Below are 13,198 nucleotides of genomic sequence, written 5' to 3' on the forward strand. Positions count from 1 at the left end.
CATCAACCATTTTTTTGTGTATTTTGCTGCGCAAGGAAGTTTGCAAACTTCCATTTATCCAAACTTTCAAGTCTCCTGCGGAAGACTTAAAAGAGCTGAGGAATGCAGCTTTATTCAACATCAACCATTTTTTTGTGTATTTTGCTGCGCAAGGAAGTTTGCAAACTTCCATTTATCCAAACTTTCAAGTCTCCTACGGAAGACTTAAAAGAGCTGAGTTGTACCCTAAATTTAAAAATATTTTAACCTTGTATTTGGTTTATCACGTATAATACAACAATCATTATATTATTTAATAAAATCAAACTAAATACAAAATGTTAGAATCAAACTATCAAGAAGACGCAGCAACTCTTCCCTTTGTAGCGGAACAGCCCCTTGAGGCAAGAAAAACCTTTATAGAAAAAACATACACATTTTTGGCGATCGAGATACTACTTTTTATTCTGGTAGAAGCCATTTTTTTGCGCAGCCCCACCATTATTAACTTTACCCTTTCGTTTTTGGGTGGTTGGTCGTGGCTGTTGTTGTTAGGGGGATATTTTGCGATCACCTCGCTCTCTGAAAGTTGGGCAATGAATACTACCTCTAAAACCTATCAATACATTGCCATGCTTTTGTATGTGGTAGCAGAAGCATTCTTGTTTGCACCACTTATTTATCTGGCAATAAGAATGACAGGTGATACTGCCATTATCAACCAGGCAGCCACTATTACCATTACCTTATTTTTAGGTATTACTTCAGTAGCATTTATCACCAGAAAAGATTTCTCTATGTTGAGGATTTACCTCTCGGTAGGTACGCTGGTAGCCATTGGGCTTATTGCCGCAGGGCTTATATTTGGGTTCTCGTTAGGCTTATGGTTTTCTTTTGCAATGGTGGCATTGGCTGCTGGAGCTATTTTATACCAAACCTCGGCTATTTTGCATAAATATCATACTGAGCAATATGTGGCAGCTTCTTTAGGGCTGTTTGGCTCTGTGATGCTATTGTTCTGGTATGTTCTCAATATTTTATCAAGTCTCTCCGGCGATTAATGCTGTTATTGGTTAAATTCGTAGAATATCAACACAAACAAAAACCCAACTCATCACCTGATGAGTTGGGTTTTTGTTTGATATTTTTTATATCATCTCTAAGGTGTGCACATTCATTGCTCATAAATTTAGTCTGTACCTACTTGCTGCTTGAAGCTAATCACCTACCACTGGCTTAAGCCTGCTCCCAACTCTTTTGCAACACACTGCCTGTTTCTTCTTGATTACGCACCTTCAAGTACACCGAAATTTCGCGTTGCAGGCTTTCTACGTGTGATATAATACCTACAATTCGGTTTTCTTTGCGCAAGCTGGTCAGTGTTTCAAATACCGCATCCAACGATTCTTCATCCTGAGAGCCAAAACCTTCATCCAAAAAGAAGAAGTTTTGGTTCGACTTGGTAAACTGCTGAATGTTGTCGGCAAGCGCCAGCGCCAGCGATAACGCTGCCTGGAAGGTTTGCCCTCCCGACAAGGTTTTTACACTACGGGTTTGTCCGTTGTTAAGGTAATCGCGGATATAGAAGGTATTGTCTTCGTTTACTTCCAGCTTGAGCTGCTGCTTGGTCAGGCGGTAAAAACGCTCGTTGGCAAGGTTACAAAGGTTTTGCATATACACCGACGAAATATAGTTTACAAAACCGCTTTCACGGAACATTTTCTTCAGGGTGCTTATATCGTCACGACGCAAGTGCAAAGCATCAGCGTGTTTCTGTAACTTAAACTTACGCGCCAAGTCGCTTTCCAAGCGTTCTATTTCACTCTTAAGCCCTCCGCGTCGGTCTTGCTTTACTTGAATGTCTTCTTTGAGGCTTTGTATATCAGTGAGTACTTGTTGGTATTCCTCCTCGTTGTATACCTTGCCCGCCGTTTGTTGTTCCAGCTTGTGGCATTCATCTTCAACGCGGTGGAGTTTGGTCTGAAACTCCTTGATTTTTTGATTTTCGCGTTCAATATCCAGCTTATTCTGTAAGATATTTTCTACCGTTTCCAACGTGTCAAAATCAGATTTTTCCAGCCTGTCCTGAAGTTTACTTTGGTTGGCTTGCAGGTTTTGCTCGTCTTGCAGTAAGTTTTCGCGGCTATTGCGTAAATCGCTTTCAAGGCGCACCTTTTGACTACGATCTTCGTTTATTTGCGTCTCCAGATTTTTGTATTTGCGTTCCAGGCGTTCATACAAATCCTCCAGACTCCTTATCTCTTGCTTGAGCTGTGAGGCCGCATGTTGGGCGTAGTCTTCCACGTTAAACACCCGTAACTGACGCTTTAAAGTTTTGAGCTGGGTAGTTTTGGTCAACTGCTGGTTTTCCAGATCGGCAATAGCCGTTTTATACTTGTCCAGTTTTTTGCGTTCCTCCTCTAGCGAGCGCTGCATTTGTTCGCGCTCTTTGTCGGCATCGTCAATGGCGTTTTGTAAGCGACTAGCCTTTGCTTTTTTCTTTTCTACATCTTCGTCGTGATCGGGGTCAAACGCTGGCTTCCAATTAAATTTATACAAATGCAAGTCAAACTTATTGGCCTCTGCCTGTGCTTCCTCATCGCGTCGCTCTAATTGCTTCTTTTTCTCGTCAATCTGCACTTTAAGCTGCCGTACCTTGTCCAGCAAATCAGTTAATAAACTTATTTGCACATCCTGGGTTTCGCGTGCCTCCTGAAAAGCATGCAAAGCTGCATCAATCTTATCAGGCTTGAGCGGATCAGGGTGATGTGCCGAACCACACAAAGGACAAGGTTCGCCATCGCTTAGATTTTCGGCATACTCCTGTAGCTTAAGCTTAATTGTAAGCCCCGACAGCTTGTGTTGGGTATGTACTAGTTTATCTTTTAGCTCATCCCGTTTGTCAAGTATCATGTCAGCCAGCTCATCAATGGTTGTCTTGGGGTGTGCTTCGGGCAGCAAGTCCCTCAAATGTTCTTCGTACAGTTCTTTTTTCTCTTTGCGGATTTTCTCTATTTCGCGCTCTATGTGGCGGGTTTCCTGGTTTACCTTTTGTATACTGCTCAATATTTTCTTTTTCTCGGCAAACCAACTGCTCACTGCCAATAATACATTATTGTCGGGCAGGTTTTCTTTTTGGCGCTTGATAAAAAAAGTTTTGTCTTCAATTTCCGTCTTTAATTTTACAATTTTCTTGTCCGTCTCTTTTATTACAGGCTTGCCTTTTTCTACGCGTTCTTCCAGCGTTACCAGTTCTTTATTGAGCTCATTGATATTGATAATCTTGGTAAACTCATCTATTTTTTGTTTGATGGTTTCGCGCTCATTGTATTGTTTTTTTACTTCTTCAAAGCTTTGCTCATCTTGTACCAGCTTTTGCTGAATTTGCTCAAAATGGACTTCTTTCTGTTGGATAACCTCTTGCAACTGTTTGATTTTTAGTTGAGTAAGTTTGTGAGTTTCCAGCAAATCGCTAAACTGATACAAACAAGTTTCATACTCCTTTACCCTGCGTTCCAGGCTGTCAAAGTCATCGGCTTGTTGCTTTAGGTGGGCAAGTTCTTCTTTTTGGCGGGCAAGTTCAGTAAACAATGCTTTGATTTGCTCAAGAGCAGTTTTTTGGGTGCTCTTTTCTTGTAATTGGTTTTGTTGAGCTTCCAGCGAGGCCACCAGTTCTTTCAAAATACCCCGTTGCTCATTGATACTTTCTTCGGTTACCTCAGCCACCCCCTGTAGTTTGGTTTCTACTTGGGTAATCTTTTCATCGTTTTCTTTTTCCACGGGGCGCAGCTTTTGCCCAAGATCGTACTTGCCCAGTCCAAAAATATCTTTGAGCATACGAGTACGATCGGTATCGCCCAATTGCAAAAACTCTTGAAACTTGCCTTGCGGAATAATAATGGTACGACGGAAGTTGTCATAACTCAGCTCCAGAATATCTTGAGCCGTTTTGTCGGTGGGTGTCCATTCGCCCTTCACCATTTGGTAATGGCTACGGTCAAAGGTGCGAATTTTTTCAAAGTTTTTGCTGTTACGTTTGCCCTCTACCACAAAACGGTAGTACTCGTTGTCGCTGGCTTTAAACTCATAATCAATCAACAACTCATTCGACTTAAGGTTCATTAAGTTATAAGTCACCTTGTCTTGCTTGTTCAACCGCTCTACTTGCCCATACAAAGCATAAGAGATAGATTCGAGAATGGTAGACTTACCGCTACCCACCATACCAAAAATACCAAACAAACCCGAATCGGTAAGTTTAGTAAAATCTATTTCTGCTTTTTTTTGGTAAGAATAAACTCCTTGTAAGGTTAACTTTACCGGTATCATTGATGTTGTCGATTATTTGAAAGTCTTGAGCCCGTAAATTAAGCATAATTTTTTAATTGTCAATCTTTAGGCCGGTGGTCGTGTTGTTTTCAACCTTATTTTTCATTGAAGATTTGTAAGAAACTACATCCAAAAATTTTGATGTAATGATACTCTTTAGAAAAGTCCGACGATACCTGGCAAAGAAGTGTAAACTAAAAACGGACAGCTATTGCTTAATTGGGTGGGTAGGATATTTTGTGTGTTGCTACCAATAGCATTGAGCTTTGTATGTTTGGTGAGTTTAAGCCTTTTGGCAAAAACCACTTTCAGTAAAAAAAGAAGAACAGCAGGTGCCAACAAGGAGTATAAAAAATAACACATAAAAAACCTTTTGGACAAGATTGCCCAAAAGGTAAAAGGTAGGATGGCTCAAAGCGTGGTGTGGCGCTAGGTTTGTGGCATTAGCCATCATTAAATAGACCTCCATATATAATTGATTCATTATAAGCTGCTTACATATACCTGCAGCTAAATGTACTAATTCCTAAAGACTTGCAGCTACTTATGATATTGGGTTTAAATTATTTATCTCATCTATGAGCGATCGAAACAGACTACTGGCTGAGGTATGTTGCAAAGGAATTGAAAATTGCCCTGACCAAAACCCCACATAGTCGTGTTGGTGTTGCTCCAGTGCTACCTTTCTTAAAGGACTTAGAAAAGTACTTTGCAAAGGATAAGGAGCTAGTTTGTCTGTGGGGATATTCTGCAAAGATAATGGGTTGGAAATGACCCTGCCCAAGCGCCCGGTAAATGTTTGGCTCAGGTTGGTTTGGGGTACTTCTTGCAACAACTTGTGCTTATGAACATCTGGCGCGTTAGACTCCTGAGTAGCTAAAAAAGCAGTCCCTATTTGTACAGCCGAAGCCCCTGCCTGTAACGCAGCGAAAGCTTCCTGCCCATTGGTAATACCACCTGCCGCTATGATAGGTGTTTTTACCTGAGCAATTGTTTGAGTGAGTAACGAAGAAGTATCCATTAAAACCCCTTTGTTTTTTGGTAAAAACCACGCCCGGTGCCCCCCGGCTTGTGCTCCAGAAGCTACTATAATGTCAACGCCTGCTTCTTCCAGTAACAAGGCTTCTTCAGGATGGGTAGCGGTAGCTATTACCACAGTTTGCCTTTTGCGCAACTCTTGTATAACCTCTTGAGGAGGCACCCCAAATATGAAACTCATAACAGGTGGGCTGGCTTGTAAAATAGCCTCCATCTGTTGATCAAAGTTTTGGGCTTGAGCCGCAGGCAGTGTTTCTGGTAAAGGCACGTTGAGTGCGTCAAAATAAGGCTTAAACATTGTCTTGACTATTTCAAACTGCTCTTGCCCAAATATTTTGGGAGAACTGCTTTTTTGAGGTACCCATAAATTAAGCCCATAGGTTTTTTTTGTAAGTGCTTGAATAGTCGAGTTGACCTTTAAAATCTCTTCAGGGCTATAAGAGTTCAATCCAAAAGATCCCATTCCACCAAGGTTAGATACTGCAGCCACCAGTTTGGCAGAAGAAAATCTTCCACCAAAAGGTCCTTGAATAATGGGGTAGTTAATCCCCAACAGCTGAGTAACTTTAGTTTTGTTCCACATGAGTAAAAAGCTTATTTACAATTTTCCATTCATCATTTATCATCACAAGCGATAAATAGTCATAATAATTGAAGCCTAGCATAGGCACGTGTAGCTTGGCGGTGGCTACCTTGCCCAAAACCTCTATGTCTAACACCTGCATGGCAAAGGTTTCTCCCAGTGCTTTTGGACTTTTTCGGTTTTTGACCCCTTCCAGGTAATCGTCTAAACCTTTATGATAAGGGGTTCCGCCAACATCTCCATAAAGGAGTGCCTCTGTCGTGAAACTACTTTTTAGCTTGGATACATCACCATGAAAAATTCCTTCAAAGTAGTTTTGTATGGTGTTCTCTATTTGCTTGAGCTTGTCAGTGTACATAGTTTTTAATTAAAGAGTGTGTCCTATGGTATGGCCTCCAGCCACATTGAATGTTTCGCCCGTTACAAAATCGGCCGTAGCCAGGTAATAAGCTGCTTGTGCTATTTCTTCGGGCTCGCCTATGCGGTTGAGTAAATGTAACCCTGCCAGACTATCGGCATTTTCTACCCCTATTTTGCCTTGTAACGGACTCCTGATAATGCCAGGAGCAATGGTGTTGATTTTTATGTTGTCTTTGCCAAACTCAGCTGCCAATTGACGGGTCAAAGTATGAATAGCACCTTTGCTTGCTACAGGGGCTGACGCCGGAAAACCTGCAATGGCATGGTCTACCAGCACGGTACCTATGTTAATAATACTACCGCCACCTTGTTGAAGCATTTGGCGAATGGCCGACTGTGAGGCAAAGTAAGTACCCTTGAGGTTAGTGTCCAGAAAACGATTTAAATCTTGTTCTTCTACCTCCAGAAAAGGTTTGGGCTGAAATGTACCCGCATTGTTGATCAATAAATCAATTTTGCCAAAGTGCTCTACTGCAGTTGCCACCAACTGCTTTCCTACTTTAGGTTGGCCAATGTCTCCTGCTATCAAAACGGCTCGATTGGGCGAACCAAACTCTTTGTAAGTACTTTGGAGTTTTTCTTTGTGAAAAGAGTTCATGACTACATTGCTTCCTTTGTCTAAAAATAGTTTTGCAATGGCCTTGCCTATGCCTGTAGAGGCTCCAGTTACAACAATTGTCCTGTTTGTCATGGTGGCTAGTTTTGTGGGTTGATTAGTTCAGAGTATTGTTTTCCTTTTACTCCCCAGTTGTCTATGTGTACCTCGTCAATCACCACATGTGTAGTTACTGGGTTTTTGTTGAGGACTTCTACTACCAACTGAGTGACACCAGCAATCAATTGTTGCTTTTGTTCTTTAGTGACATTTTCATCAGTCACTTTGATATTGATATAAGGCATAATGTAAATGTTTTGATATTTTTAATTATTTGATGCTACAAAATTAGGGCAGGAGTGTATGAGCTCACAGGACGCACATCACTTTATACATGTGAGATAGATCACACTTTGGCAACAAGTTAAGAAGTGAAGGAAATGAAAAGAGATGTGAGATATTATAAAGGCAATTGCTGGTGAAGAATCACTATTTTTACAGGCGGCTCAAAGTTTCGCGGGAGACTCCAAGGTAAGAGGCGAGCATTTTTTTTGGAACACGCTGAACCAACTGGGGGTATTGGTTCAACAACATTTCGTAGCGTTCTTTAGCTGTATTTCGGCACAGCGATAAAATTCTTTTTTGTGAAGCTATAAAAGCGAGCTTGGTTTTTTTAGCCCAGAAACGCTCCATTTTATGCATTTCACTACTGAGTTTTTCTCTAGAGGCATAGTCAATGGCAAGCAACTCACAATTTTCTATACAATCTACCGAAAAGCTTGCCCTTACTTGGTTGTTAAAAGCTTCATAGTCTGTAATCCACCAGTTTTCCATAGCAAACTGCACTATATATTCTTTACCGTTTTGGTCAAAAAAATAAGCTTTTAAACACCCCTTAATCACCCAGTGTTCTTTATCTACAAGTTCACCTTCCTGCACAAGATATTGGTGTTTTCGCTTAGACAAAGGAGTAAAATGACTCAGTATAAAGTCAAATTCCTGGTCGGTAAGTGGCAGTACTTCTTCAATATGTGCTCTCAAGGGATGTATATGCATCAGCAAATCCTTCAACTGTTGATTTAATATTCTACTTGTACTTTAAGCGTAGTGTCGCCTATAGTAATAATATCTTCGGGATTGAGTTTATGCCCCGATTTTTTTACATCGGTAGAGTTTACCAACACCCCATTGCGTGACAAGTGCCAACCCATTTTGCCGTTTTTTTCGTACCATTGCCCATCTCTTATGAACCACTGCCACGAACCGTTTTTTTGTTTTACCCGCTCTAGAGTGGCGTGCCTGCCCGATATATACTTGGTAAACGACTCTACAATACCTATATCATTCGAGAAAGGTTGCTGCGCATTGAACCAACCCAGGGTTAGCAGATTTTGTTCTTTAGCGTCGGCAAGTTTGCTTAAGTTGTATTCCCTGCCTACTTCTTCACCATTCATTATTCGTAACGACCATTTACCAAACATATCTTTTGAGGCGTATTGTGGGGTTAACCTGGCAGGTTGCCCCAATATTTTTAATATATCATTGGCACTCTGGTAGCGGTCTTTGTACTTGGGAGCCAGGCATTTATGAATAATCGTTTGCCAGTCATCCGGCACATCTTTTCTTATTTTATGAATCTTTGTCAGCTTTCCTTTTCTAATCCGTTTATAGTAGCCTGGCATGTCCTTTTCAAACTCTTGATAAGAGCCAAACGGCAAGTGCCCTTGGGTAAATACCTCATACATGATTACCCCAAAGGAAAAGATGTCGTTGGTAGGTCCCATAATCTTAAAAGCCTGTTGAGGGTTCAATTGTTCGGGAGGGGCATAAATAGCCGTACCAAATACATTTTTTGCGTAGCCCATCAGGTTGCGTTGGGTTTCGCGTCGTTTGATAAAGCCCGCAATGCCAAAATCAGTTAGTTGTGCCCGGTTTTGTTCATTGAACAAAATATTTTCGGGTTTTAAATCTTTATGAATAATGCCAGAAGTATGCAAGTCGTGCAAGCCTCGCAACATATCCAAGCCCAAAGCGTGCGTTTCTTCATGGTTCCATTCAAACAACATCTGGTCACGCAAATTACCCTTTGGGCAATACTCCATCACAATAAAAGGGTTCCCATGTAAACTGCCCTTGTCCATGCTGTTTACTATGTAGTCAGAGTGAATCTGTCCTGCTTCAAACTCTCGTTCAAATCGTTTTCGAATCTCCTGATGTTCATTAGGCAATACTTTGCGCATTTCTATTACTTTGAGCGCGTACTGGTTTTTTTCCTGGTCTTGGGCAAGGTATACCAGTCCATAGCCGCCTTTGTCTATACTATTGACAATCTGGTACTTATTCTTGATCCCCTTTACCTCATCCCCTTTATGCAGGTCTACTGCTTCAGGTACTATATCTTTGTCAGCAATCGCCTCGTTTTTGGTAACCGTAGCGGCACGACTCAAGTCAAAACCACATTTGATACATTTAGGGGCATCTGCTTTATTGTAGTATCCACAATGCGAACAAATTTTCATTGTTAGTTTTTTATTTGGGTCAATTTTGTTGTCATCATCTACAGTTGGTAAATAACCTGATATTTTAGATAAAAAACCATACTAGTTACCCATAGTTAATACATCTGAGAAGTCGATATAATTAATTTATATCAATAATTTAAACTTGCTTGTGGGGACTTATTTTTCTTTAAAAACAAAAAGCTTATTACCCATAATAATCATATCTCCTGGTTGAATAGGTACCCGATCGCGTACTTGAATAAAAGTAAAACCATTGGAGCTTTGGTCTTTGATGTACCATTGTCCGTTTTCATATTCAATTTTAGCGTGTTGCTCTCCTGATATGCTTTTGTTGTTGACATCCAGGTTTTGGCGGTTCAACGCTACTTCTTCTCCCTCAAAGTTCAGGGTAGTTTTTCCTTTATCAGTTACCAGACTAAACTTTTTAGAATCCCCAATATTGGTTACCTCCCAAGGGTCCAAAATAGTTTTATGGCGTGGTTCAACAGGGGCGTTTTCTTCATCTGTTTCGTCAAACCCTTTGGTCGAATGTAAGTCAGTAGCATTGGTTGCTGCATTGTCAAACCCACAATTAGGGCAAATGTTTTGGTGAGCCCGCAAAGGATACCTACAGTTGCTACAACCATTTGCCTGATCTTCTTGTTGGGCTTGTTGTTTTTGCTCATTTTTAGGATTATCAAGGTAAGGTTGATCAGGTTCACCACCTTTTACCGTTTTTTGCGATGGCTTTTGATATGCCAACGGGTCGCTACCAGTAGTAGGCAAAAACCCTTGAGCCGAGCTGTTGTTAATGGTTTTTTTTGCATCATTTAGGGCTGCCCCACATTTGGCGCAATTTTTAGCGTGTTCATCATTTATATATCCACAAGTATTACATCTTAACATTGTTGGTATCCTTTCTGTTATGTTTTCAAATATATATGGTAGATTGGTAGTAGCATACTTTTGTGTACCTGATGCACCTGTAAGGCAACATTCAAGGGTGTTTGCTACTTTTGGGTAGCTTTGTTGCCACAGTATGTTTAATAGCTTGTTTAAATATTAGCCAAACGGCAGTATTTGCTGTTTGGAGTGCTGTACTGGTGAGGTAAACCAGGCGTAAGCAAGTTTATAAGCCCTTCGAATCAAGATTGAAACCCCATGAAACGGCTGTATCACCTTTGTAAATAAAATAGCAATCCCCGTTTTAAACATGCACTAACTTAACCATTGGGGCTTAGTTGCCAATGCTTCATTTTCTCCTGTATATCATACAGACTGGCTTCCACCCTTTCTATAGTATAAATGGCTTTTTTCAATGCTTTAGGCGTGGCGGGTGCTACAAACTCATTGCTGCCTTTGATAATTTTTTTTGCCACCAGAGGCGAAGCTATTTCTTTGGTGAGTCGTTGTTGCAAGGCCTTCAGTTTTTTCAGTTCAGCAGGTATGTCTTGATAGCTCTTTTTAAGCCCTTCTATATTTTTTAGTACTTTAGCCTTGTCGTCCAGTAATTTTTTTAGGCGGGCTTCTAAGGCGGCCACTTCTTTTGGATCAGCCTTTTTTTCCTCTTGCTGCACTACAGGTGGCTTGTTTTCTTTTTCATTTCTACCAGTACTGGCGCCTTGTTCTTTGCTGGTGGTATCTTTGCCTGACGTTTGCTTGTTTTTGGTTTGAGCAGAATCTATCATCACAGGTAGTTTTTGCGCTTTGTTGGCTGCTTTGTTTATTTGTGCGGGGGCGTCGGTTTGTCCCAAATTGCTAAAAAGTAAATAAAGGCTACATACCAAAATCAACAAAGAAACCCCCAAGATGATTTTTTTCTTTTGTGCATCCAGCCCCGCTTTTTGGTCAGCAGTATCTCTTACCTTTACGTTTTTGCCTACTCGGTTTATGTCCAACATGTCCATCAACAGCACCGTAATGTTGTCACTGCCTCCGGCAAGGTTGGCCTTGTTTACCAGCTCCTGACAGGCCTCAGAAGTGCCTTGGGTGTTTTTCAGAATAGCCTCAATATCAGGGTCGTCCAGTTCGCCATTGAGTCCATCACTGCACAACAACAATCGGTCACCAGTTTGCAATTGCAAGGTTTTGGCTTCGGGATTGGGCGGGTTGCGCGCCTCGCCCAAACTTTGGGTAATGATATTACTTTGTGGGTGCAACCTTGCCTGGTTGGGTGTAAGGTGTCCGCTTTGTACCAGTTCCCACACCATAGAGTGGTCATCGGTAGCTGGAGTCAGCGGTACTCCCTGGCGGTATAAGTACACTCTACTGTCGCCCGACCAGGCCACATAAGCTTTCAGTCCTATTACCCAGGCTATAGCAGCAGTAGTGCCCATTCCTTCGGTTTCGGGGTGAGCAGCGGCATGTGTCAAAATATTTTTATGAGCAACCTTGATTACTTTTTTTAGGTAATCTTTGATGGCCTGACTTGACTCAGGCAGGGCTTGTAGTTTTTGAAACATCTGCTTGGCAGTATTTACCATTATTTCAGACGCTACCTCACCTGCGTTGGTTCCTCCCATACCATCGGCTACCACCATTACCGCACCAAGCGCCCCTTGCTTAAAGGCGTGTTGGTTAAACTCCCACTGGTTGGCCTTAATGTCTTGTCCAATAGCAAAATTGTCCTCGTTGTGGTCGCGTGACTTGCCTACATCGGTTCTGCCAAAAATATTGACCAGTGCATTGGTTTTGTTTTCCTCTATGTTATTTGTAACACTCAATTTATTACTATAAATACGTTTATTTTTTGTCGATTCTTCAGGCTAATTTCCATTAAAAAATGAATATATCCAAAGCTTGATTAATTATTGCGATTTCTTCTGTTTCTTCTACTTCTTCTTTTCTTCTTTTTTTTCTTGCCATTACCTCTAATCAGCGTGAGCTTTTTGGTAAACTCATTCTGAAAAGCAGTCAACTCCCATGTTTCCGGGTTTTGGGGTTGGCGGGTATACATTGCTACCAAATGATAAGCAACCGCACCCAGCTCATAGTTTGCCGAAAAAAAAGCGCCGCCTACTATTGTACCCGGCAGGTTCATTGTTTTGAGTTGTCCAGTGCTTCGGGCATCGTTCCAGTGGATGTATTGTTTAGTGACCGACATTTTTATTTTGCTATAAGGCGATATAGGTTCACTCCCTGGGCTATAAAAAATCACCATAATCCCTGTACTGGGTATTTCGGCTTGGTGTAGCTTTAGTGTGGGCATTTTTTTAGACAATTTATAATAAGCCAGTGCCCGCAAAGCCACCGAGTCAGATTCAAACTCTACGGCGGTGTACTTACAGTTGCAGTTAGAGCTGTTATAGCGATATTTGGTTATTTTAGTGAGCCCTTTGGCAGGGAATAACGAATCTTTTGCCATTACCTTATAACTCTTATCTACAAGCCACGGGTACAACACCTGTTTTTCTGTCCAAAGTACGTTTTGTGCATTGACTCCTATGCCGTAGTGTCTGCCAAAATACGCTTGATTTTTTCTGGTAAATGCCTGCCCTTTTTTGTTTTGAAGGTTATAGTCTTGCTGAATAAGATAAAAAGCGCCTGCAAGCGATTTTTTGACAATACTGGTGCCAGATACAAAGTGTCGTATGGGCTTAAGCGTCAGTGTAGTGTCTTGCGCCCTGACTGAGCCCACCAGTCCTAATAAAACAATTGCTGCAATTAATCTTTTTTTCATAGTGTGTAGTAATTTATTTTATGCTTGTGTGATTAGTAGTTTTTTAGCGGCGAGTAGCTACAAAATAGAGTTAC

General features: G+C 41.3%; 12 protein-coding genes. 2 read left to right on the forward strand and 10 right to left on the reverse strand.

Annotated features, from left to right (window positions below; all coding sequences use genetic code 11):
- Together Q0954_RS17105 and Q0954_RS17110 are read left to right on the forward strand one after the other, a co-directional pair.
- Positions 1-272: hypothetical protein (locus tag Q0954_RS17105; protein ID WP_299458715.1), on the forward strand; the 272-nt coding region annotated here is incomplete at its 5' end.
- 45 nt (positions 273-317) lie between these two features.
- The gene (locus Q0954_RS17110) at positions 318-1,040 is read left to right on the forward strand and encodes a Bax inhibitor-1 family protein (protein ID WP_299458716.1); all 723 of its coding nucleotides are present in this window, start codon (positions 318-320) and stop codon (positions 1,038-1,040) included.
- A gap of 175 nt (positions 1,041-1,215) precedes the next feature.
- Here Q0954_RS17110 and Q0954_RS17115 read toward each other — a convergent pair whose 3' ends face one another.
- From Q0954_RS17115 to Q0954_RS17160, 10 genes are all read right to left on the reverse strand, one after another.
- Positions 1,216-4,308: an SMC family ATPase gene (locus tag Q0954_RS17115; RefSeq protein ID WP_299458717.1), complete on the reverse strand. Its 3,093-nt coding sequence runs from the start codon at positions 4,306-4,308 to the stop codon at positions 1,216-1,218.
- A 544-nt stretch (positions 4,309-4,852) separates the two neighbouring features.
- The gene (locus Q0954_RS17120; protein WP_299458718.1) at positions 4,853-5,929 is read right to left on the reverse strand and encodes a nitronate monooxygenase; all 1,077 of its coding nucleotides are present in this window, start codon (positions 5,927-5,929) and stop codon (positions 4,853-4,855) included.
- The gene (locus tag Q0954_RS17125) at positions 5,913-6,287 is read right to left on the reverse strand and encodes a nuclear transport factor 2 family protein (RefSeq protein ID WP_299458719.1); all 375 of its coding nucleotides are present in this window, start codon (positions 6,285-6,287) and stop codon (positions 5,913-5,915) included. The genes Q0954_RS17120 and Q0954_RS17125 overlap by 17 nt, the downstream gene beginning before the upstream one ends.
- A gap of 9 nt (positions 6,288-6,296) precedes the next feature.
- Positions 6,297-7,040: an SDR family oxidoreductase gene (locus Q0954_RS17130; RefSeq protein ID WP_299458720.1), complete on the reverse strand. Its 744-nt coding sequence runs from the start codon at positions 7,038-7,040 to the stop codon at positions 6,297-6,299.
- Between the two features lie 5 nt (positions 7,041-7,045).
- Positions 7,046-7,249, reverse strand: a complete 204-nt coding sequence (locus Q0954_RS17135; protein ID WP_299458721.1) for a 4-oxalocrotonate tautomerase family protein — start codon at positions 7,247-7,249, stop codon at positions 7,046-7,048.
- Between the two features lie 190 nt (positions 7,250-7,439).
- Positions 7,440-7,985 carry a Crp/Fnr family transcriptional regulator gene (locus Q0954_RS17140; protein WP_299458722.1) on the reverse strand — a complete coding sequence of 182 codons (546 nt, stop codon included), beginning with the start codon at positions 7,983-7,985 and terminating at the stop codon, positions 7,440-7,442.
- Between the two features lie 38 nt (positions 7,986-8,023).
- Positions 8,024-9,463: an FHA domain-containing serine/threonine-protein kinase gene (locus Q0954_RS17145; protein WP_299458723.1), complete on the reverse strand. Its 1,440-nt coding sequence runs from the start codon at positions 9,461-9,463 to the stop codon at positions 8,024-8,026.
- 159 nt (positions 9,464-9,622) lie between these two features.
- Positions 9,623-10,351: an FHA domain-containing protein gene (locus tag Q0954_RS17150; RefSeq protein WP_299458724.1), complete on the reverse strand. Its 729-nt coding sequence runs from the start codon at positions 10,349-10,351 to the stop codon at positions 9,623-9,625.
- A 317-nt stretch (positions 10,352-10,668) separates the two neighbouring features.
- Positions 10,669-12,168, reverse strand: a complete 1,500-nt coding sequence (locus Q0954_RS17155; RefSeq protein ID WP_299458725.1) for a protein phosphatase 2C domain-containing protein — start codon at positions 12,166-12,168, stop codon at positions 10,669-10,671.
- 80 nt (positions 12,169-12,248) lie between these two features.
- Positions 12,249-13,124 (reverse strand): hypothetical protein, encoded by an 876-nt coding sequence (locus Q0954_RS17160; protein WP_299458726.1) that lies wholly within the window; start codon positions 13,122-13,124, stop codon positions 12,249-12,251.
- Positions 13,125-13,198 lie beyond the last annotated feature (74 nt).

The sequence above is a fragment of the uncultured Microscilla sp. genome (assembly GCF_947493425.1).
Classification (GTDB): domain Bacteria; phylum Bacteroidota; class Bacteroidia; order Cytophagales; family Microscillaceae; genus Microscilla.

Excerpts from the sequence above, each read along its gene's own strand:
- Q0954_RS17110 (WP_299458716.1), top strand. The coding sequence starts at position 318 with ATGTTAGAATCAAACTATCAAGAAGACGCAGCAACTCTTCCCTTTGTA.
- Q0954_RS17115 (WP_299458717.1), bottom strand. The coding sequence starts at position 4,308 with ATGATACCGGTAAAGTTAACCTTACAAGGAGTTTATTCTTACCAAAAA.
- Q0954_RS17120 (WP_299458718.1), bottom strand. The coding sequence starts at position 5,929 with ATGTGGAACAAAACTAAAGTTACTCAGCTGTTGGGGATTAACTACCCC.
- Q0954_RS17125 (WP_299458719.1), bottom strand. The coding sequence starts at position 6,287 with ATGTACACTGACAAGCTCAAGCAAATAGAGAACACCATACAAAACTAC.
- Q0954_RS17130 (WP_299458720.1), bottom strand. The coding sequence starts at position 7,040 with ATGACAAACAGGACAATTGTTGTAACTGGAGCCTCTACAGGCATAGGC.
- Q0954_RS17135 (WP_299458721.1), bottom strand. The coding sequence starts at position 7,249 with ATGCCTTATATCAATATCAAAGTGACTGATGAAAATGTCACTAAAGAA.
- Q0954_RS17145 (WP_299458723.1), bottom strand. The coding sequence starts at position 9,463 with ATGAAAATTTGTTCGCATTGTGGATACTACAATAAAGCAGATGCCCCT.
- Q0954_RS17150 (WP_299458724.1), bottom strand. The coding sequence starts at position 10,351 with ATGTTAAGATGTAATACTTGTGGATATATAAATGATGAACACGCTAAA.
- Q0954_RS17160 (WP_299458726.1), bottom strand. The coding sequence starts at position 13,124 with ATGAAAAAAAGATTAATTGCAGCAATTGTTTTATTAGGACTGGTGGGC.